This window comes from Bifidobacterium subtile, from assembly GCF_000741775.1.
Classification (GTDB): domain Bacteria; phylum Actinomycetota; class Actinomycetes; order Actinomycetales; family Bifidobacteriaceae; genus Bifidobacterium; species Bifidobacterium subtile.
The window spans coordinates 1-19,686 of the sequence record NZ_JGZR01000009.1 but is presented as its reverse complement, the minus strand read 5'-3'; the positions used below and the strand labels follow the sequence as shown (position 1 = coordinate 19,686).

Annotated in this window: 20 protein-coding genes and 1 tRNA gene; 7 read left to right on the top strand and 14 right to left on the bottom strand. The window is 58.8% G+C overall.

Going from position 1 to position 19,686, the window contains the following annotated elements; translation table 11 throughout:
• Nucleotides 1–156 precede the first annotated feature (156 nt).
• The 8 genes from BISU_RS08865 to BISU_RS08830 all read right to left on the bottom strand — a co-directional run bounded on the left by BISU_RS08865 (nt 157) and on the right by BISU_RS08830 (nt 8,665).
• A tRNA-Gly gene (locus BISU_RS08865) sits at nt 157–232 on the bottom strand.
• 263 nt (nt 233–495) lie between these two features.
• Nucleotides 496–3,348, bottom strand: a complete 2,853-nt coding sequence (locus BISU_RS08860) for a phosphatase PAP2 family protein (protein ID WP_226839161.1) — start codon at nt 3,346–3,348, stop codon at nt 496–498.
• Nucleotides 3,349–3,775: 427 nt separating this feature from the next.
• Entirely contained in the window at nt 3,776–4,510 is a 735-nt protein-coding gene (alsE, locus tag BISU_RS08855; protein ID WP_024464484.1) for a D-allulose 6-phosphate 3-epimerase, read from the bottom strand.
• Nucleotides 4,511–4,532: 22 nt separating this feature from the next.
• Nucleotides 4,533–5,663: a PTS fructose transporter subunit IIC gene (locus tag BISU_RS08850; RefSeq protein WP_024464483.1), complete on the bottom strand. Its 1,131-nt coding sequence runs from the start codon at nt 5,661–5,663 to the stop codon at nt 4,533–4,535.
• A 38-nt stretch (nt 5,664–5,701) separates the two neighbouring features.
• On the bottom strand, nt 5,702–6,013 hold the full coding sequence (locus BISU_RS08845; RefSeq protein ID WP_024464482.1) for a PTS fructose transporter subunit IIB: 312 nt from the start codon (nt 6,011–6,013) through the stop codon (nt 5,702–5,704).
• 96 nt (nt 6,014–6,109) lie between these two features.
• Nucleotides 6,110–6,571: a PTS sugar transporter subunit IIA gene (locus BISU_RS08840; RefSeq protein WP_024464481.1), complete on the bottom strand. Its 462-nt coding sequence runs from the start codon at nt 6,569–6,571 to the stop codon at nt 6,110–6,112.
• A gap of 76 nt (nt 6,572–6,647) precedes the next feature.
• Nucleotides 6,648–7,127, bottom strand: a complete 480-nt coding sequence (locus BISU_RS08835; protein WP_024464480.1) for a PTS sugar transporter subunit IIA — start codon at nt 7,125–7,127, stop codon at nt 6,648–6,650.
• Nucleotides 7,124–8,665 carry a BglG family transcription antiterminator gene (locus BISU_RS08830; RefSeq protein ID WP_034533041.1) on the bottom strand — a complete coding sequence of 514 codons (1,542 nt, stop codon included), beginning with the start codon at nt 8,663–8,665 and terminating at the stop codon, nt 7,124–7,126. The genes BISU_RS08835 and BISU_RS08830 overlap by 4 nt, the downstream gene beginning before the upstream one ends.
• A 366-nt stretch (nt 8,666–9,031) precedes the next feature.
• On the opposite strand from BISU_RS08830, the gene BISU_RS08820 reads away from it, so the two are divergent.
• Nucleotides 9,032–9,388: a winged helix-turn-helix transcriptional regulator gene (locus BISU_RS08820; protein WP_024464479.1), complete on the top strand. Its 357-nt coding sequence runs from the start codon at nt 9,032–9,034 to the stop codon at nt 9,386–9,388.
• Between the two features lie 113 nt (nt 9,389–9,501).
• On the opposite strand, the gene BISU_RS08815 is transcribed toward BISU_RS08820, so the two are convergent.
• Nucleotides 9,502–10,680 (bottom strand): MFS transporter, encoded by a 1,179-nt coding sequence (locus tag BISU_RS08815; RefSeq protein WP_202805582.1) that lies wholly within the window; start codon nt 10,678–10,680, stop codon nt 9,502–9,504.
• On the opposite strand from BISU_RS08815, the gene BISU_RS08810 reads away from it, so the two are divergent.
• Nucleotides 10,658–10,993: a hypothetical protein gene (locus BISU_RS08810; protein WP_162142803.1), complete on the top strand. Its 336-nt coding sequence runs from the start codon at nt 10,658–10,660 to the stop codon at nt 10,991–10,993. The genes BISU_RS08815 and BISU_RS08810 overlap by 23 nt on opposite strands.
• A gap of 300 nt (nt 10,994–11,293) precedes the next feature.
• Here BISU_RS08810 and yddG read toward each other — a convergent pair whose 3' ends face one another.
• The 4 genes from yddG to BISU_RS08790 all read right to left on the bottom strand — a co-directional run bounded on the left by yddG (nt 11,294) and on the right by BISU_RS08790 (nt 14,471).
• Nucleotides 11,294–12,271, bottom strand: a complete 978-nt coding sequence (yddG, locus tag BISU_RS08805; protein WP_024464476.1) for an aromatic amino acid DMT transporter YddG — start codon at nt 12,269–12,271, stop codon at nt 11,294–11,296.
• A gap of 243 nt (nt 12,272–12,514) precedes the next feature.
• Nucleotides 12,515–12,925, bottom strand: a complete 411-nt coding sequence (locus BISU_RS08800) for a GNAT family N-acetyltransferase (RefSeq protein ID WP_033503332.1) — start codon at nt 12,923–12,925, stop codon at nt 12,515–12,517.
• Nucleotides 12,926–13,062: 137 nt separating this feature from the next.
• Entirely contained in the window at nt 13,063–13,347 is a 285-nt protein-coding gene (locus tag BISU_RS08795; RefSeq protein WP_024464474.1) for a hypothetical protein, read from the bottom strand.
• Nucleotides 13,348–13,496: 149 nt separating this feature from the next.
• Nucleotides 13,497–14,471: a LysR family transcriptional regulator gene (locus tag BISU_RS08790; protein ID WP_024464473.1), complete on the bottom strand. Its 975-nt coding sequence runs from the start codon at nt 14,469–14,471 to the stop codon at nt 13,497–13,499.
• Nucleotides 14,472–15,030: 559 nt separating this feature from the next.
• Between BISU_RS08790 and BISU_RS08785 the strand changes: the two genes are divergently transcribed.
• From BISU_RS08785 to BISU_RS08770, 5 genes are all read left to right on the top strand, one after another.
• Nucleotides 15,031–15,495 (top strand): MFS transporter, encoded by a 465-nt coding sequence (locus BISU_RS08785; protein WP_024464472.1) that lies wholly within the window; start codon nt 15,031–15,033, stop codon nt 15,493–15,495.
• An 83-nt stretch (nt 15,496–15,578) separates the two neighbouring features.
• Nucleotides 15,579–16,796, top strand: a complete 1,218-nt coding sequence (locus BISU_RS08780; RefSeq protein WP_051246283.1) for a MarP family serine protease — start codon at nt 15,579–15,581, stop codon at nt 16,794–16,796.
• 180 nt (nt 16,797–16,976) lie between these two features.
• On the top strand, nt 16,977–17,813 hold the full coding sequence (locus BISU_RS08775) for an HAD family hydrolase (protein WP_051246282.1): 837 nt from the start codon (nt 16,977–16,979) through the stop codon (nt 17,811–17,813).
• A gap of 592 nt (nt 17,814–18,405) precedes the next feature.
• Nucleotides 18,406–18,762 carry an ArsR/SmtB family transcription factor gene (locus tag BISU_RS13575; protein ID WP_202805581.1) on the top strand — a complete coding sequence of 119 codons (357 nt, stop codon included), beginning with the start codon at nt 18,406–18,408 and terminating at the stop codon, nt 18,760–18,762.
• Between the two features lie 92 nt (nt 18,763–18,854).
• The gene (locus BISU_RS08770; protein ID WP_024464469.1) at nt 18,855–19,340 is read left to right on the top strand and encodes an MFS transporter; all 486 of its coding nucleotides are present in this window, start codon (nt 18,855–18,857) and stop codon (nt 19,338–19,340) included.
• A gap of 65 nt (nt 19,341–19,405) precedes the next feature.
• On the opposite strand, the gene BISU_RS08765 is transcribed toward BISU_RS08770, so the two are convergent.
• On the bottom strand, nt 19,406–19,686 hold a 281-nt coding region (locus tag BISU_RS08765), incomplete at its 5' end, for an ATP-binding protein (RefSeq protein ID WP_034533036.1).

The following is a 19,686-nucleotide window of genomic DNA, read 5'->3' as shown; positions in this document are numbered from 1 at the left end:
GTCTTCGCTGTATAACTCTGTCTTCTTTGTGACAATTATTGCCGCTAATTGTCATAATCAAGACAGAGTTCTGTCTACTCCATCTCGTTTGTGACATTTACTGGCGTCCAGTGTCATTTTCAAGACAGAGTTCAAAAATGGAAAGACTGAATCGGATGGAGCGGACAACGGGACTCGAACCCGCGCTCTCGACCTTGGCAAGGTCGCGCTTTACCAACTAAGCTATGTCCGCGCACGACGCACTGGAATAATCCAGTGAATCACGGCAAGCACCCCATCCGACATGAACCTTGCGGTTCCTGCCATCGCTTGTGCAGCCGGGTATATTAAACCGTTGCGCCGTAGCAGAGTCAAGTCATCGGCGCGTCGAGCCGTTAAGCGGAGCTGCACATCGCACAATGGACGACTCCGCCGCCGCACCTGACTGTGCTGCCATCGAAATGGCGCTGCAATCAAGGGCGACGACGGAATCACAACCTGTAGGCATCGGGCGAATCAGTGCCGGCGCCTACGCACCACGACCGTGACCGCGGAACCGATCAGGGCCAGCGTAGCAACCGCCACAATGGCTGCTGAAACGTCGGCACCCGTGGCGGCCAGCACACCGTTGGCCTGCGGTTTGCTGTTGTTCGCGCCGGTTCCGTTCTTGCCAGGCTTGGTCGGCTGCTGGCTGTTGTTGCCAGCATTGCCGTTGCCAACGTTATTGCCGTTGCCGCCGTTATCACTGGGCTGCTCCGCGCTCTTCTCGCGGACCACCGAAGCGACCGTCTGCCCGGGCTCGACCTTGATGACGTTCTTGCTATCGGCGCTCAACGTCACTTTGGCGCTGTATGCGGCTGCGAGATTCACGCGTGCCCAGCCTTCGCTCGTGGCGTCCAGCGGGTAACCGGAGTCGCCTTCGGTCGCGGCGAGCACTTGCTTCTTCTGGTCGGTGCTGAGCACGCTGAAGGCACTAACGTTGCTCAGCAGGTTGACTGCCGCATCGGGCACGACCGGAGCCTGCCCAGCGGTGCCGGTCGTGTCGAATCCGTACGACATGCGGGCCTTATAGGCGGCCAATGCGGACTGCAGGTCGGTGACCGGCTTGGTCGAGACTTCATCGGTGAAGGCGTTGGCGTAGCCCTTCGCATCATTGGCGCCGGTGGCGTCGATGCAGGATTGCAGGGTGTCGCCATGGCCGTCGGCCTTGCACTGCGCGGTCAGGTAGCTGACCAGCTCGGCGCGAGCATCGGCGCTTTCCTTGCGCGTAGCGTCGTCGTTCAGGACGTTCGCCACGCCGTACTGACCGGCGATGTGCCCGCCGAGGATATCGAGCGGGTAGTGCACGCCGAGCACAATGCGGTTGTTGCCTGCCTCGGAGACGCGGGTCATGATCTGCGGTCCCAGCTCAGGCAGAATGCTCGCCAGGCCAGTGCCCTGCGTGAACGCGAAGGTCGTGTGCCCAGAAGGGAAGGAACCCGAGTTGTACAGACCGTCATATTCGTTGTCGAGCGGTTCGCCGGTGCCCCAGTCGAAGCTCTCGTATCCGGGGACCTTCTCGATGTTCAGCGTCTGCGCCGTGCCGTTCATGTTCAGCGTGGTGCCGAAGTAGTTCACGCGATCCACGTAGGGCCGGGGATGCTGGTACCAAGCCTTGGCGCTGCCGGTGGAAGCGGACTTGTTCATGTCCTTGAGGTATTGCTCGGTCTTGGGCAGCTTGCCCGAGTCCGCCGCCTGCTTGAAGTACGCTCCCAACACCGGGCCGAGCGCGTCGTACAGCGTGTTGGTGGAGTTCATCTGCGCATCGGACAGGGCGCGCTGATCCTGAGTGGTCTTGCTGTCCGCGCCGAAGGCCGCGTGATTGATGGACTCGGTGAGCTGGTCGTCATGGCTCAGCACGGCCTTGCCTTCATCGGTGACGCCCACGCCGGCCACGAAGTAGCGGTTGAAGTCCTTGAGCAGATTGGTGACGGCATCGGTAGCGTTGACTTTGGTGACTTTAGGCTGCGCGTTGCCGAAGCTGATACCCACGATCGTATTGCCGTCGGCGCTCAGCGTCACATTCGCGCTGTAGGCCTTGGCGAGGTTGAGCCGCTGGTAGCCCTGGGACGAGGCGTCTAGCGGATAGCCGGAGTCGATCTCGGATGCTTCAAGAACCTGGCGCCGCTGCGTAGTGCTCAGCTCCGGGAATGCAGTGAGCAGCAGGTCTTCGGCTCCTTCGGGAACCTTCGGCGCCTGACCGGCGGCGGAGGTCTGTGCGAATCCGTAGGTCATGCGAGACGTATATGCGTCGATTGCCGACGCACGGTCGGTGACCGGCTTGGTCGACACCACATCGGTGAAGGTGCTGACGTAGCCCTTGTCGGCGTTCGCGCCGAGCTTGGTGACGCATTCCTCAACCGTGGAGCCGTTGCCATCAGCCTTGCAGCGGGCGGCGATGTAGTTCTCGAGTTCGTCATGCGCCGGCAGCAGCTCATTGGTGCGGAATCCGGCGTCGGACCACAGCGCGCTCGACCCTGCCGTGGCGGCGATGCGCCCGCCCATCACGTCCATCGGATAGTGCACGCCGAGCACGACGCGGTTGTTGCCCGCCTCGGAGGCGCGCGCCATGATCTCCGGGCCGAGCTCGGGCAGCAGCGTGGACAACGCGATGCCGCGGTTGTAGGCCTTTGTGGTGTGCCCGGAGGGAAAGGCCTGCGAAGGCTCCTGATAATCTGTGTAGTCTTCGCCCAATTCCTGACCGTCCTGCGTGAACATCGGAATGTGGATGATGCCCAGCTCGGGTTTGAGTCCGTTGAGATCGGTGTCGCCGCCGATGGTGCGGTCCACGCCCTGATCCGCTTTGGTGAAGTACGGGCGCGGATAGTTGAAGTCCTTCTTGGCGCTGCCGGTGCCTACGAAACCTGAGGTCGCGACCGGGCTTGAGGCGTCGAACACGAGCGCGTTCGTCTTGGGCAGCGAGCCGTCGCTCAGGCCTTCGCGCAGGTACTTTCCGATGGTGTCACCCAGCGCAGTTGAATACGAGGTAATCGCGTTGGCCGGGCTGTCACTTGCGTCGAACGCGGCGCGATACGCCTGCGTGTGAGTGCCGTCCACCTTCGTGGTGTCCTTGGCAGCATGGTTGTTGATGGCGACGACCGTATCGTCGCTGTATGCGAGCACCGAGCGCCCGGCATCCGTCACGCTGCCTCGGAAAGCATCGCCTTGGGCCGTATTGTCGACGACCTTCTTCGGAGTCCACCAGTTGTTGAATTCGCCGAGCAGAGCGGTGATATCCGGCTTATTGGCCGGGTACGTAGTTTCCGCCTGCGCCGCTTGGGCCACCGCGCCGCCGCTCAGCAGCATCGCCAGCGCCGCAGCGCCCGCCATGACCCTGAGCGTTTGATTTTGCCGTGTTCGATGTCGTTGTGTTGCCGTTCTCATTCCACATCCATTTCTCATATCGGATACGCCGCTGCGCCCGCAAGGAGCATCATCGGCAGGTTGGCGATTCCAGTGTGGCTCTGCCGAATGGCGAACGCGCAGGAAGTCAATGAGATATCACCTTCACGTAAGCCAAAGTTCACTTTGGGATGCGTGCCGCCGAATGTCCCATGCAATATCACTGCAACCAAAGGCGCTCGGCCACTCAATCCATATGCGGACTGCGCAGTCGAGCGCGATGTATTCGTTATCGAAAGGCGCCAAGGGCAAGAAGAGGTTCTTCCCCAATGAGCCGAGGAGCGAAAACCCTCGGGACGATCGGCAGAAACACTCTGTCTCTCAGCGCCGTGCAACGGCTAAGGTCTCAGGCCATTCACCGGGCCTCTCCCGACTGTTCGGCTCGGTGGTGTATGCCGTTGTCGAACGGGAATCCGGTGGACTGCTCGTATTCGCGGGTCATCTGGTTCCAGGAGTCTTCTATGTTGTTGGTTAGTCCGAACAGCCCGCTTCGGCCAATGACATAGATATCCGGTCCGGCGTCCGAGATCATCTTCCAGTGCTTGAGATTCGTGGAACCGTCCATTTCGATCGCGTAGCCGTATCCATGCTCTTCGCGCAGCTGTCTGAGCCTGACGATCTTGTCAAGCGTTCCTTCGAGGAAGCGCTGTCCGGCGAAGCCCGGGTCGATGGTCATGATCGTGATTTTGTCGAGCAGATCGATATACGGCAGCACCGTCTCGATCGAGGTTTCGGGGTTGAGCACGGCTCCGGCCTGAAGCCCGGCGGCGTGGATGTCGTCGATCATGCTGAAAGCGACCCCGTTCGCCGCTTCCGAAGGGAAGCAGATCGCATCGCATCGCACCTCGATGAGCCGAGAGACCCAGAACGGGGCGTCGGTGACCATCATATGAGCGGAGAGCGGCACGTCGGATATTTTCTTGACCTGCTCAATGAACCACGGCGACAATGTGAGATTGGGGACGAAATGACCGTCCATGATATCGACGTGATAGGAATTCACCTTGTCATTCAGGAAGCTTATCTGCTCCTTAAACTGGTCGAGGTCCATCGTCATCAGTGATGGGGAAAGCTGTATTCGTTGAGGCATTGCCTTACTCGATTCTTGCAATTTACAGTCTTTTACATAACCTGGATGTATCCAGCGCGATGTCGGCCTCATCCGCGGCGGCTGATTTTGCAACCGACGGCTGTGAGCCGAGATCCTTTTTGATCAGCGCGTATACAATGCCGGTGACCAGCACGCTCGCCGCAATGGCGAGGAGGCCTACCCACCAATTCGAGCCCATCGTCGGCAGCATCAGGAATCCGCCGAATGGCACGGTCGCGCCCTCGCCGTGGGCCAGACTCATCAGAATCGCGCCCTCGACCATGCCGCCCAGGCCTGCTGCTACGACGCCACGGATCAGATCGTTGAGCACGATAGGGATGGAGCCTTCGACGATGTTGACTACGCCCATCGGCACCGTGGATTTAAGGGTTTCGATCTCCTCATGCGTGTAGATGTTCTTGCGGATCAGCTTGGCGACGAGGAAGGCGAAACCGAAGCCGATGGGCGTGGCGGTGTTGGTCAGCTGCAGCGCCGTGACCGGACCATTGATGCCCTGGGCCTGCAAAGTCAGCGCAAAGGCAAAGACGGTCTTGTTGATCGGGCCTCCGAAATCCACGATGCTGAGGGTTCCGATCACGGCGCCGAGAATGAGATTGGATACGCCGCTCATGCTGGCGTGCAGATTCGTCAGCCAGTTCGTGAACCAAGAGATAGGCGTGCCGATGATGTAGACCATGATCAAACCGCTCGCGAACGAGGCGATGAAAGGCACGATCAGCGTCGGCATGAGGCCTTTCGCCCAGCTCGGCACTTTGAAGTAGCGCAGCACGGCGAAGGCGAGCCAACCGGCGATATAGCCGCCGACGAGCCCTCCGATGAATCCTGCGCTGATGGCGACTGCGGCCAAACCGGTCACGAAACCGGGAGCGATGCCAGGCTTTCCCGCAATGGAGAACGCGATGCCAGTCGCGATGATGACCGGCAGCAGCCCCAATGCCTTGCCGCCAAGCGTCGCTAGCGCCTGAAAGAAGTCGAACTTCCCCATGACCAGCGAGTCTTGGTATTTGCCGCCGAAGGCCATGCCGATGGCGATGAGGAAACCGGCGCCGCACACAATCGGTATCAGATAGGATATTGCGGTCAGCAGATGCCCTTTGAAATTAGCTTTCTTCCAGAATTCTTTCATAGTCATGATGACGTCCTTGTCTTGTGATGGTGATGGTAGTGATGTTATTTGCCGACGATCTCATGAAGCTTGGCCACGAGTTTGTTCGGCGATTTGATCGCCGTATCGGTGGATACTTTGACGACTTTCTTGCCGCTGAAGCGCTCCTCATTCGCGATCTTGATGTCGACCGCAAGCAACACGATGTCGGCTTCGGCGATGTCTTCAGACGTCAGGGCATTCTCGATGCCGATGGTTCCCTGGGTTTCGATTTTGACGTCGTCGCCAGCGGCTTTGGCCGCATCCTCGACTTTCTGCTGCGCTAGATAGGTGTGCGCTATGCCGATGGTACATGCGCTCACTCCGACGATTTTCATGGGGTTTCTCCTTTAATTGATGTGGTTTGTAGGTAGGGATGTGGTGCTGCCTGCCGCTTCGTTAGCCAGTGCGACGTTCGGTGCGACAGCAGGCTTTCAATCAGCGAATGCCGCAATGACGTCATCGGCGCTTCGAGCGTGAAGCAGCGCCTCAACGACTTGGGATTTGGCCAATTTGCGTGCGAACATCGACAGCAGCTTGAGATGCTCCTGCGCCCCGTCGTCATTCGCGCCGACGGTGAAGAGCACCACGGCTTTCGCGCCGGTCTCGTCGAGGGACTCCCAAGGGATTTCGTTCCGGAGAATTGCGATGGCCATACCGTTCTTGCGCACGGTGTCGCTTCTGCCGTGGGGAATGGCAACGTGGCCGCCTATCCCGGTAGCGCCCTCCTGCTCGCGCTCATGGACGGCTGCGACGAACGCCTCTTGCTGTTCGATGTAGCCCTGTTTGAGCAGCAGCTGAGTCAAGGACGCGATGACATCGTCCTTGCTGTACGCCGCAAGATCGGTAACGATCGTGTTGCGGTCCAGGACAGTGCTCAGCGATGGTTCGCTCATGGTTGTTCTCCTTGTTGTTGATGGAATGCACAGAGTGGGAATGTGTCGTCTGAATGGTTGTTGAATGTCATGGAATCTACTGAATTGTTGGAGGCCGCCGACTCAAGCAGTCTGCGGCGCAATCCGGAAGCAGCTGCAGCAGGGTTCCCCGCACCTCGTCGTATTCGCCGATCACGAGCGTCTGCATCACGCGTTCATCGGCAAGTCGCCGGAAAAAGTTTTTCAGTACAGCCGCGTCGTGCTCACTCGGCTGTTCCGGAAGCAGCGTGACAACCCACCTGTCAACTGTTGCAACGCCCTGCCAGCCGGGCAATGCCTCACGCAATTTGACGAACAGCATGATGGCTTCGCCAGCGGCATCGCTCTGCGCATGAGGGACTGCGAGATTATCGGCGATCAGCGTGTTGCCAAGGCTCTCCCGCTGTCGCAGAGCAGCAGCAACGCGCTCGCCGTCTTTAATGAGTCCGTGGCTCTCCAAGTATTGCGCCATGGCTTCGATCAGCGAGCCAGCGTCGTACGCATACCATTGCGGCTCCCATACAATCAGCGCTTTCATCGGTTCATCTCCTTACGAATGCGATCTACCTCATGCTCCAATTGCTCTTGATCCTCGCCAGTGAACATCGCGCTGACTACCAATGTCGCAATATGCACGCTCGAAGGCAGTCCGACTGTGGAAATCACAAGATCGACTTCGTCATGGCTGGCGAGCGCGTCCTTCGGATCGCGGGCGGCAACTGTTTCCACGATGTTGAGTTCGGAGAAGCGCCGTTTGATTTTGGCTTTCAGCAACTGCGCCGTGCCCAGGCCGGTCGTGCATACCAGAAGGATGTTGATCGGGGCATGCATGTTCTCCAACGCCTGAGCGAAATAGACGGTGATGAAGCCATTTTCCTCATCGTCGATGGCATTGAGGCGATAGCGCTGCACTAGCCGCGCCGATGCTCCGCGCACAACATCGAAAAGATGCGGGTATTCGAGCTTGATCTGTTCGAGGAGGTTGTTTTTCACGCTGATGTGATTCTCCAGACGGTTCAGCAGAGGCTTGATATGCTTGGCGAGGCTCACGAAGAGTTCGTTGCTGCCGATGTCGCGGTAGCTTGGATCCTCGCTGACCCTGTCGATCAGGTAGCCCGTGACAGCACGGACTCGCTCAGGCATTTCGCTGACGGCAATACGCCCGCTGTCGATGCGCGATGAAGTCAGGTATTGGTACAGATTGCTGACTTCGATGCTGGGCAGGGTCGTATCGAGGTAATCGTCAAGGTTTCTGATCACGCATTCGCAGACTTTCACCAGCCCTTGCAGTCGCATGCTCGCCAGCTGCACATCATCGCCTGAACCGGCATCGATCAATGCCCCTGCGCCACGGTATCGCTCGATCAGAATGTACAGATGCGAGAACAGGTTCACGTTGTATGGGTAAGGGATCTTGGCATGGGTCAATTCTTCGATCAGGTCGAGCTGATGCGTGACGAATGCACTGTCCCTGCGCTGCATCCGCTGATCCGTATGCTCGAAATCCTCGTCGAGTATGCCGCTATCGGTAATGAGTAAATCGTTGATGGACCGACGTACATCCGCTTCGGAACCTTCGACCCAGATCTGGTCATAACTGCGGTTCACAATGAGATGGTACTGATGCAGCAGCTGCGCAGGATCTTGATATCGGATGAGATGGTACTGATGCAGCATGCTGCGCAGGATCTTGATATCGGATGAGATGGTCGAATCGCTGACATAGAACTTGCCCCACACGGCATCAATGCGATAGCTGTGCGGCGATGCAACCAGAAGCTGGCGAAGGACGGCGTCGCGTCTGCCCATCGACGTCATCCGATTCGTCTCCGTAGGTCTGCCAGCGTTGCTGTCGCGATCAGTTGTCACAAGGTAATGCTGGCGGTTAATGCGATAGCCGCGGCCCCGTTGCGATTCGATGATTGGCTCATTCGGATGCTGGGCATTGACCTGTTTGACATTGCGGGTGATGGTTTTGGTGGAGACGCCCAGCACGGCGGAAAGTTGTTCTCCCGACACGAACCCACGGTGGTTCATGAGATAGTCGATCAGTGCCTGTCTGTGTTCAGTCGTCATAGCCTTACGCCTCCTTGCTAAGCCAAGACTCTAATGTAGAGAGGATTAGAAAATGCAGACGTAGAAGACACCATTCAGTCCGTTGTCAACAGACATATCTTCCGTCGACAACGGACATAGGCATATCAGCGGCAGGACGGCGAGCGCAGATGCTTTGCCGCTCAGTGATGCGATGCTGATGGCGCAGCGGCAAGCGGACACGAAGATGTGCGAAGATATCGCACGGGGCGTCATTGTGGCGCTACATAACGAAGAGGCGATTGAAGTAGAATAGCGAAGATGCGGCGCACTGGCGGATACGCGGATACATGGGTTGATGTGCCAGCGGACTGAGGGAAAGGTTGGATTCGTATGCATGCGGCGAGAATGAGCGTGAGGCATGGCGAGTATTGCCCGCTGGACTGCACGCTGGGGATTCTGTCGGGAAAGTGGAAGTCGATCATCGTGTGCAGGCTGATGCATGAGCCATTGCACTTCGGCGAGATTCACCGCTCGATTCCCTCATGCCCGAAGCGGACGCTGGCGATGCAGCTGGCTGAGCTCGAAGAGGATGGCATCGTCGCTAGACAGGTCGAGCATGAGGGAGCCGTGATCAGGACGCGCCACAGTCTCACCGAATCAGGGGCGAGCCTGGCGACTATCGTCAGGCAGATGGATGAATGGGGAATGGAATATCTTTCCCGCCTGTCCACGCTGCCTGACAAGACGGTGCAGGCCGCCTGATACGGCGGTTTGCCGCACGAGGCCTATGTGACGCGACTGCGAGGCTATGTGGCTGAGTGCCTGTGCGACGAATGGACGCCGTCTGATCTCTGCCTCGTTGCGGGACTGTTACCTCATAGCCGCCGATCTTGCTGCTTGATCACCTTATGGCCGCGCAGCGAGCATGCCAGAACCGTCGCCACTAAGAACGCGACGGCGGCCATGATGCAGACGGCCGCGAAGGAAACCCCAGTGATAATAGGCGCGCCGACGCCCGAAGCCAGCGACAGCCCCAGATACAGCATCGCGTTGTTCAACGATGTCACCGTGGAACGCTGTGATGGCACAGTGCCCACGATATAGGCCGTGATGGGCGGCACACCGAATCCCTGAGCTAGAGCAAGCAGCAACAGCAGCGGAATCAAAACGATAAGGCTGCTCCCCCACCCGGCGATGCCCAGCACCAGCAGTCCGGACAATGCGCCGTTAATCGCAATGGCGTGCTTCGTGCCGAGCTTGGATGCGGCGAATCCGGAAAGGAAGCTCGCGAGGAAATTCCCGGCGCCGTAAGCGATGAACACCAGGCCGGACTGCGCAGTGGTGAAGTGGAAATTCTGCGCGATAAACGTTCCCAAGAAGGTGTACACGCTGTAGAACGCGAACATCCACACGAGCGTGAGCGCAAGCCCGAGCAGCGTCGGCTTGGTGTGCAGCACGCGCGAGTAGCTGGTCGCGTAGCTCGAACGCAGACTGGTACGGGCTGATGCATTGTCAGCCGTGGCTACAGGCTGTGACTTCGGCGCAGTGGCCCACAACAAGGCGAGTGCGACGACTCCCAGCGCTGCCGACCCCCAGAACGCCATATGCCAGTCCGACAAAGCGGACAGCGCTGTGCCCAACGGCACGCCGACGGCGATCGACAACGACAGCGCGGACATCACGACGCCCATGACCGTGCCCATCAGCCGGCCGTGGAAGTGCGACCCGATGAGCGCCCATATGTTGGGCATGGTGAAGGCTGCGCCGAGTCCGGCGATGGCGCGAAAGACGTAGAACGCCGTGAGACTGTGCACCGTCGCGCACAGCACGGTCGCGATGAGAAACACACTCATGCCGAACAGCAGTAGTTTCCTGCGCTCGAAGCGATCTCCGAGCGGTCCGAATATAGGCGAGCCGACGGCATAGCAGATCGCGTACAGCGTGACCGCAAGCGATACCGCGCTGATCGAGGCGCTGAAATCGTGCGCCATTGCCGGCAGCAGCGGCGAGATGATGAACGAGTCCGCGCCAATGACGAAAACGCTGAAAAACAATCCGACGACAATGGTCAGGTTCCTCAGATCCAAATGCGATGGTTCGGATGTGGGGGTCGGTAAAAATGAGCCTTGTTGCCGTGCGGCGGACGATGTCTCTGATAATGACGGTGACGGCAGCGACTGGTTTGGTGACGACGTTGCTGACGGTGCTTTTGTCGAAGCCGTTGTTGATGGCGACGGCGGCAATGGTTCTGGTGACGACGTTGCTGATGGAGTTAATGACGTCGATGACACCGCCTTTGGCAATAATGGCGATGACGGAGTTGACGAAGCTGAAGGCGGCGTCGAACGCGGTGAACCCTTGATGTGATTTCTTTCTTCTGTGCGGGCAATGCGCGTGACGCATTGCGTTTCCAGACCAGCGCATTTCGGCGGTTTCGCGCGGCAAGGTGCACCGAGCAAGTCGTTATGAACTGGTCTGGAAACCCAAGCTAAGGTGCATCCGTTCAGCGCACAAGAAGGGAAAAATAATTCACCAGTCGGGCGGATTCGCGTCCCTAATTCACGAAAGTCGCGTCATCCCGCGCTCTTTCAGACTTTTGCCATATATGCAAGCACAATCATTTCAAGCTCCAAGCGAAACCGCCCGCAACACATCCGACGGTTCCGCTCAACTCTGCGATTCCGTGCCTGCATCCTTCGTAGCCCACCAGCCGATCAGCGAGCCCACGACCACAAGCGCGACGCCCTGCCAGAACGACGCAGTCAAGCTGGCTCCGAGCGCGAGCGCTCCTATCGTGCAGGAGAGCACGGGTGCGGCGTACGAGGCAGAGCCCAGCACCGTCAGATTGCCATGCATGATGCCGGCATCCCAGCAGGCGTATCCGGCTCCGATGACGAGAGCAGCGGCGACGAGCACGATATAGGCGCCGATTCCCGCCGTATGCGTACGCTGCGGAACCGAACCCGTCAGAAAATGAACGATCCACAGGGCCACGGCGACTCCCGTCAAAAACAGGGTGATGCCGTCGTGCCCTTCGCTGATGCGCGGCGTGATGACGGAGTACACGGCCCAGGCGATCGCACCGCCGAAGGCCAGCACGTAGGGCACTGGGCTCGAGGCGATGTGGGCGGCTATGCTCGCCGGATGCAGACCGGCATCGCCGCCGACCACGAATGCGGTGCCGAGCGAGGCGAGCAATGCGCCGGGTATGACCAGCCACGTCTTGGCAGTAAGGCGACGCCCAATCAGCGAGAGCAAAACCATCAGCGTCGGCCACAGATAGTTGACGACGCTCACCTCAAGCGCTTGCGTCGCATCGTGCGCCAGGCCTACGGCCAAACCGACGGAAACCTCGTATACCACGAATAAGGCTCCGCATACCAGCAGATATCGAAGTGGAAAGCTGCGCTGCCGCTTCGGGCGGCGGATAATCCACATCACCACGGAGGTGAGCGTATAGATCAGCGCCGCGCCCAGGGTGGCGCCGAAATTCTGCGCCGTGATACGCACCAAGCTCACAATCGCGCTGAACAGCACGATGGCGAGCAGACCGACCAGCGTCGCGTTGCGATTAGGAGCGTTTCGCGTTTTGGCCCTGCTTATTGGCCTTCCGCTCCCTTGCTCCCCGTGTTCATACGATTTCATGCCTCCATTATCCCTCGCCGCGAGGCGAAGTTAGGCGCAGGCGCCCATATGCGTGATGCGATACAGAGGGGATATCAAAGACGACACGCCCGGGATACCATACACAAGTCGGGTGATAGGAATTTCGAGCCACGGAATTCCGCCAGCGAAAAAGCTATCGCCCGACTTGTGCACACCAACCCGGGCGTGTCATGAGCTGACGCAAAGGACGGTTGCGCCCCGATCGACGCGCAACCTGACCGTTTACTCGTTGCAGATCTGCATGGCGACGCCGTCAGGCATGATTGCGAATCCATGCTTCTGGTAGAACGATGCGTTGCGGCTTTCCTCGGGCATGACTTCGATGTAGAAATAGTTCGAGTAGCGCTCCTTGACCATTTCGACCAAGTGCCCGGCGATGCCGTGCCCCTGGTATTCGGGGTCGATTAGCACGTAATGCATATAGGCCATCATCTCGCCGTCGTCCAGCACACGCACCAGGCCCGCGAGACGCTCGCCATCCCAGGCCGTGAGCACGGTCGAGGAGCCGAGCAGCGCCTTGTGCAGCCGTTCGGGGTATTTGCCCGAAACCCAGCCGACCGACAGGAACAGCCGTTCGACCTGATCCTGAGTGAACTTCTTGACGTCGGTATATTCGATGGCTGTGTCGCTCATATATTCATCCTTGCGTTGTTGTGTTGTCGCGTGGTGTTGCGCGTTGCTGCGATTGCATATATATAGTATGACTGCCAGAGCGGCCGTCGGCAGGATGAATACCGCACCTGTCAACGGCCGCCCAAAGCGGCGTATTGTCAGCCGACCTGGTAGATGCGAATCTCCGGGTCGGCCTTGAACAGCGGCGAGAGCCCGGCGACGACATCGTTCGTGAACAGATCGCTGGACAGATAGGTTTTCGCCTCATCCACGGTCGTGAAGCCGTGGAGAATCTGCACGTCCTCATCGCGAATTAGGAGCTGCTTGCTCGTGGCTCCGGGAATCGTGTTGAGGAACGGTTCCCTGTACTTGGTGTAGACGGCTGCCGCCGCCGGGCGGTCAGCTTCGTCCACCGTGATCGTGATTTCCAGAAATGCGGCCATGATGCCTGCCTTTCATGCTTTCATAGCGGTTCCAAGCCCGGCACTTCACCGGTCTACGTTCCACGGTAAAGCGGATGGGTCGCGCCCGGTAGAGGGTCAATGCTGATATGGGCATACACAACTGTTATGGCTGGAATGGCGTTATGGCGTTATGATTGAGCAGGCAAGACCAATGATTCATGCTGGGTTCCGTCACCAGCTATCTGACCGGCAAGCAGTTCAATTTCCCTCGCGAGCGGCGATTGCGGATTCCAGACTGCCTCGTACGCGATTATGACATCTTGGCCGTTATCCTGCAGTCTGCGGTGCTGGGCCTTGGAGCCGCCGAGCTTGGACAATGGCAGAATCGCCGCGCCCAGTCCCATCGAAGCCCATTGCTCAAGCACCTGATAGCTTGCGGCCTCGCCCGGGTAGGCATTCATCGGGTGCTTGTGGCTGGCGAAGAGCTGCTTGGTGAATGTGGTCAATCCGCAGGTATCGGGAACCAGGATAAACGAGGCGTCGGCCTCGGCCTCAAACTCCGCCATGCTCCCGTCTGCCTTGTTCTCGTCCGTTTCGCTCCTGTCTGCCACACCGTCGCTCGCCTCGCCCTGCGCAGCGTGGGAGGCAACGATGGCAACCGGCTCCCGGCTGATGATGCGATGGGCGAATCGAGGCATTGAAGCCACGGCCGGTATGAGAATGACATCGAGTTTGCCGGCGCTCAACGCCTCGCGCAACTCCTGCATATCGGCCTCGCGCAGCACCAGCTCGTGCGATTCGGGAAGATCGCAGACCATAGAATACATCTGCGCAACAAGTTTCGGATCAATGAGCGGTGACACGCCCATGCGGATGGAACGATCAGTCGGTTGCGTGAGGCGCTGCGCTTCAGCGGCTATCGCATCCAGCTCATCAAGCGCACGCTCGATCATGGGCAGCAGCTGCCGTCCGAACGCCGTAGGCGCCGCCCCCTGGGTGGTGCGTTCAAATAGTTTCCCGCCGAGCTGCTGCTCAAGCTTGGCGATACCATTCGACAGCGCCGGCTGAGTCACTCCATAGGCGCGGGCCGCTGCAGTGAACGAATGCGTCTGTGCGGCGGCCCACGCATAACGCAGTCCTTCGATGCTCACATGATCGGTCATAACCACAGATTATTACAGCATGCTGTCACCGCTACGCATCGACATTGCTTCTTCCTACTGACAATATTACGAAAACCCACTCATACACGCCGAAACACATTACGTCGGCCGCAACCCGTGCAAAAAACGTCTTCTACGGTTTCGTCCGCATTTTCACCAAGTCGTATCTCGCTTATGTGAGGCGTTATAAGTGTGCTTCGGAGGTCTATCTGCGTTATGTGAGGCGCTATTGCACAAAGCGTCGAGTATCGGGGTGCTAAAAATCGCCGTTTTCGGCCGCTGGTATATGGAGCCTCACAGTATTAACGCCTCACATAACGCTGATAGACCTCCGCGAGCTTGAAATAACGCCTCACATAAGCGAGTTAGGCGTTTTTGTATGCAATATCGGAAATCATGTTCGCGCACATTTCTTGTGAATTCGCGGGCATCTACACCAGAGCGAGCCAAAGCAGCGCGCAATCACTGCCGTTCGTTATGAAACAGGGCCACGACGAATGGCTCTATCGCAGCCGTCACGCTTTCGCTGCCCCGCATCAGCCAGCACACCTCAATCTGGGTGTTCGAAGTCCTCCTGTTCGCCTTCGGCGCGGGCATGTCGCTGGTCATGCCGCCGATGACCACGCGCATCGTCTCCACGCTGCCGCAAAGCCAGGCGGGCACCAGCAGCGCCGTCAACAACAACTTCCGCCAAGTCGGCGGCAGCCTGGGCATCGCCGTGCTCGGCTCCATCCTCGCCGGTCACTACCGCACCGCCATCGAACCAAAGCTCGCGTTCCTGCCCGCCGGCATCCGCAGCCAGGTGGCATCCTCCATCACCGCCACTCAGCAGATCGCCACGCATCTGCCCTCTGCCCATTTGTCGGACGCGCTAGGCCGCAATCTGCTCGTTCAAGCCACCGATGCCTTCATCAGCGCCCAGCAGACCGCATGGACCATCGGCTCCATCGTCGCCCTCGCCGCCGCAATCCTCATCCTCGGGCTGTATCGCGACAGGAAAGCGGACGAAGCGCACGCAGAGTGAAGCGACAACCTAGCATCCGTTGATTTCACCTCTGGACTAGCGTTGTCAGGCAGTTTCCAGCGAGATGGAAAACTATAGAGAGCATGTTGCTGCCCATTGACATCGTCCTCGCCATCCTCCTGATCAGCGTCTTCGCCGCTGGCATCCGCGCAGGATTCTTCTCCACGCTCGGCACTTTCGCCGGACTCATCGCGGGCGCGGCGGTCATGCCATACGTGCTGCCGCGCGTCGCGCGGTCTGTTCCCGGCGACACATGGCGAGGCATAGCGGTTTTCGCCGTCGCGATAGGCCTTCTTGCGCTGATGTCCGGAATCGGGTCGAGCATCGGCCACGTCGTTCGCCGGGGCGCCGACCGGCTGCGTCTCGGCGGCATAGAACGGCTGCTGGGCGGCGGGCTTGCGCTGGTATGCACAGCAGTCGCCTTATCGCTGACCGCCGCAGGCGTCATCACCTCCGGAATCCCCGTCCTGTCGCAGTCGCTCGCCTCCTCGCAGGTGATTCAGGGCATCAACCGATATACTCCACAGCCGGTGAGCGATGCTGTCGCCCGACTGCGTGCCCAGGCTTTCGACAACACCGGCATACCCACGCTGAAAGGATTGTTCGAAGGTAGCGGCAACGCCAATTCCAACGAAAGCAACGGCATTACCGGTAGTAGCCCCGCTCCCGCCATAGACGCCAATGACCCGAAGATTCAGGCGGCATCGCAGTCGGTCGCCCGCATCTCCGGCATCGCCCCCGCCTGCAGCACCATGTCCTCGGGATCCGGGTTCCTGGTAGCCGATGATCTGCTGATCACCAACGCGCATGTCGTCGCCGGGGTCGTCTCTCCCCTTGTCGAGCTGCCGGGCGAACCCGCCCGCACCGGCTCCGTCATCTACTTCGACCACGTCAATGATCTCGCGGTAGTCTCAGCGGACGTGAATGCCAAACCGCTGTCATTGGACGATTCGCCGATTGCGAACGGCAGCGCGGGCATCGTGCAGGGCTATCCGTACGGCGGACCGTTCCAAAGCGTCCCGGCACGAGTGCTGTCCACCGAGCGCAATGCCGTGCCCGACATCTACGGAGACTCCACCGCAAGCCGCCCTCTCCATGTGCTCCAGGCCCGCGTGGAACCCGGCAATTCGGGTGGCCCGCTGCTCGATCAGGATGGCGAGGTCACCGGAATCGTTTTCGCCAAGGCGCAGGAACGCGCAGACATCGGCTACGCCATGACCAACGAGGAGATTCAGCCGGTTCTCGGTCGCGTGTCCGTCGGCAACCCGCCGGTGAGCACCGGGCGGTGCCTCGCACAGTGAGCTTATGCGACAGGCAAAGTCACAACGACTTCTGAATACTTACTAGCGCCTGCTACACCGAATGCAATACGGATGCCAGCGGCATCATAATCCGCAGGCATAGGTAATCTCATTCTTAGCAGCGGATACTTGGCACACGGGACTCATCGCCGCGTTCCGCACTCGCGATGGAAGGACATCATGGCACAGCGACTTGTTTTCGTCGACGTCGACGGCACATTGGTCAATCACAATCAGGAGGTGCCGGTCTCGGCGCAAAAAGCGCTCTCTGTTGCTGCGGCTGCGGGCCATCAGCTCGTCCTGTGCACCGGACGCAGCAAGCCGGAAGTATATCCTGCGCTTTTGAATCTTGGTTTCCGAGGCTTGGTAGGCAGCAATGGCTCATACGGCGAAATGGCTGGGGCCGCGATCTTCGACGATCGCATGCCGGAAGATGACGTGGCAGAACTCGCCTCTTGGTTCGACTCGAACAGGACCGCATGCTTTTGGACGACACCCGATGCGGTCTACTCGGTGCATGACTTCATCGACCTGTTCCGGCCTTCGGATGGCGTCAGCAAGCCAGCGGCAGCAGGTGATTGGACCGCTTATCTGCGGCAGATTGGCCCCTATATCCAGACTGGCGTGCCGAAAACCGCCAACAAAGTGACCTTCTTCCTCTCCGCGGACTCGGGCGTGCGGCTGGCGGACGCGCGGGAACGTTTCGGGAGGCAATTCAGCATCGTTTCCGGCTCGATGCCGCAGGAGCTCGGAGAGACCGGCGAGCTGACCGCGCTGGGCATGGATAAGTCCGTCGGCTTGAAGAAAATGGCTGCTCGCCTTGGCTTTGCGCCGGGTGACACCGTAGCTCTAGGTGATTCCGCCAATGACATCGCGATGCTGCGTTCGGCAGGCACCGGCATCGCGATGGGCAACGGCACTCCGGAGGCCAAAGAGGCCGCCGACTGGGTCACCGCGCCAATCGACGACGATGGCCTCGCGCTGGCCTTCGAACGACTCGGGCTCACGCACGCTTAGCAAACAACCCCAGGCCGACGAGTCGGCCTGGTGGAGTAGATACATCATAGACCGGCATATATATGAATCATTTTTGGGCGGCATTGTTCCACGCTCTCTTTATGCAAAGCTTCACGACGGGCTATAATCTTCCAATGGACTGAATTGCATTACACAATCTGTTTTGCAAAGCGACAGTCTTAAATTATCTGGATCATCAAATCGTGTGCACTCTGCACAGGCTTGTTCCCTGCTGATGCATGTGGACAAGTAATTTATTGGAAACAAATACTTCGACAATTGTCGCATAATCAAATTATTCTAGATGATGCTTCGAACTTTCTAAGAAAGAAATAAATGTAAATGGGGGGCGTAAAAATAATGGATAGTATTGCAAATTCAAATAACAGTTCTCAAAGAGCTACCTTACATTTCAGGTGGGAGACTCTCTCGTAAAACACTTCGTGTAATGGCGCAAAAAGAATCGAATTCCATCGCAGATGAAAGGTGATCTGATGGCGAAAAAAGCTTTCCAACCACAACATACGGGCAGATCAGCGGCGTCCGCGCACGAAAACTTCCTGAGCCGCTGCAGGATTCCTTTAATCTATCGGTGATCCTGTCCGCTCTTGCTGATCCAGTCCGGCGGCATCTACTGCGAGAATCGTTCCTGCACGATGGCCCGCTTGAGTGCGCGGACGCGGGCCGTGACATCGGTCTGTCGCCGGCTACGCTGTCGCATCACTGGCGGGTACTCCGCGAGGCAGGACTCACTCGCACGATAGTGCACGGACGTTCACGCAGCATCGAAGTACGCAAGTCCGAAATGGATGAAGTCTATCCCGGACTGCTTGATGCCGTGTTCCGTGTTCCGAACGATTCCCGATCATCATTCGTATCGCTCCCAACCGGCACAGACGCATCAGAAGGCGAGCAAGACGGAAAGACAAGAGAAAGAAAACAATCATGACTTAAGACAAAGAGAATCATTCACCTGCTGCGCTCAAAGGGACCAACATCAGGCCGTGGGGTGCGTTTTGGGCGGTTGGCGTGGGTTTCTTCATGATCATGCTGGATACCACGATCATGGCCGTCGCGCAGCCGGCCATTCAGGTGGGTTTGCATGCGAGTCTGTCGTCGACGGTGTGGGCGAACACGAGCTACATGGTGGCGTATGCCGCGCTCATGCTGTTCACCGGGCGTCTGGGCGACGTGGTCGGGCCGAAATCCGTGTACCTGTGGGGCTTGGTCGTTTTCGCGGCCTCGTCGCTGATGTGCGGGTTCGCGTGGAGCGTGTCATGGCTTATAGCGTTCCGTGTGCTGCAGGGCTGCGGGGCGGCGCTTATGGGCCCGCAGACGCTCGCCGTGATCAATCGGGTGTTTCCCTCGGCCACGCGCGGCCGGGCGATTGCCTACTGGGGCGCGATTTCCGGGGTTTCGACCTTCCTCGGCCCGCTGGTCGGCGGGCTGCTGGTCTCGTATGCGGGGTGGCGCTGGGTGTTCCTGGTCAACGTGCCCATCGGCGTGCTGGGCGTCGCCTGTTTTTAGTCAAGTTGGTTTTTTGTGGTTGGTCACTTATTTTTTTCGGGTTTCGGCGTGGAGCGTGCTGTTGGTTATTGGTTGTGGATTTCCTTGCCGAACATGAGGGCTTCGCTCACGCGCCGGCTTGGTCCGGTGAATTCGATGAGGCGGCCGTGGTGGACGATGCGGTCGATGATCGCGGCGGCGAGTTTGTCGTCGGCGAAGATCGTGCCCCATTTGCTGAACTCGATGTTGGTGGTGAAGATGATGCTTCTTCTCTCGTAGCTGCCGGTGATGATCTGGTAGAGGAGTCTGGCGCCGTCGATGTCGAAGGGCACGTAGCCGAACTCGTCGAGGATGATCAGGTCGGCGC

What these genes read in the sequence shown, in the direction of transcription:
- BISU_RS08860 (WP_226839161.1), bottom strand. Translation starts at nt 3,348, where the DNA reads ATGGCGGGCGCTGCGGCGCTGGCGATGCTGCTGAGCGGCGGCGCGGTG.
- alsE (WP_024464484.1), bottom strand. Translation starts at nt 4,510, where the DNA reads ATGCCTCAACGAATACAGCTTTCCCCATCACTGATGACGATGGACCTC.
- BISU_RS08850 (WP_024464483.1), bottom strand. Translation starts at nt 5,663, where the DNA reads ATGACTATGAAAGAATTCTGGAAGAAAGCTAATTTCAAAGGGCATCTG.
- BISU_RS08845 (WP_024464482.1), bottom strand. Translation starts at nt 6,013, where the DNA reads ATGAAAATCGTCGGAGTGAGCGCATGTACCATCGGCATAGCGCACACC.
- BISU_RS08840 (WP_024464481.1), bottom strand. Translation starts at nt 6,571, where the DNA reads ATGAGCGAACCATCGCTGAGCACTGTCCTGGACCGCAACACGATCGTT.
- BISU_RS08835 (WP_024464480.1), bottom strand. Translation starts at nt 7,127, where the DNA reads ATGAAAGCGCTGATTGTATGGGAGCCGCAATGGTATGCGTACGACGCT.
- BISU_RS08830 (WP_034533041.1), bottom strand. Translation starts at nt 8,665, where the DNA reads ATGACGACTGAACACAGACAGGCACTGATCGACTATCTCATGAACCAC.
- BISU_RS08820 (WP_024464479.1), top strand. Translation starts at nt 9,032, where the DNA reads ATGAGCGTGAGGCATGGCGAGTATTGCCCGCTGGACTGCACGCTGGGG.
- BISU_RS08810 (WP_162142803.1), top strand. Translation starts at nt 10,658, where the DNA reads ATGACGAAAACGCTGAAAAACAATCCGACGACAATGGTCAGGTTCCTC.
- yddG (WP_024464476.1), bottom strand. Translation starts at nt 12,271, where the DNA reads ATGAAATCGTATGAACACGGGGAGCAAGGGAGCGGAAGGCCAATAAGC.
- BISU_RS08800 (WP_033503332.1), bottom strand. Translation starts at nt 12,925, where the DNA reads ATGAGCGACACAGCCATCGAATATACCGACGTCAAGAAGTTCACTCAG.
- BISU_RS08795 (WP_024464474.1), bottom strand. Translation starts at nt 13,347, where the DNA reads ATGGCCGCATTTCTGGAAATCACGATCACGGTGGACGAAGCTGACCGC.
- BISU_RS08790 (WP_024464473.1), bottom strand. Translation starts at nt 14,471, where the DNA reads ATGACCGATCATGTGAGCATCGAAGGACTGCGTTATGCGTGGGCCGCC.
- BISU_RS08780 (WP_051246283.1), top strand. Translation starts at nt 15,579, where the DNA reads ATGTTGCTGCCCATTGACATCGTCCTCGCCATCCTCCTGATCAGCGTC.
- BISU_RS08775 (WP_051246282.1), top strand. Translation starts at nt 16,977, where the DNA reads ATGGCACAGCGACTTGTTTTCGTCGACGTCGACGGCACATTGGTCAAT.
- BISU_RS08770 (WP_024464469.1), top strand. Translation starts at nt 18,855, where the DNA reads ATGATCATGCTGGATACCACGATCATGGCCGTCGCGCAGCCGGCCATT.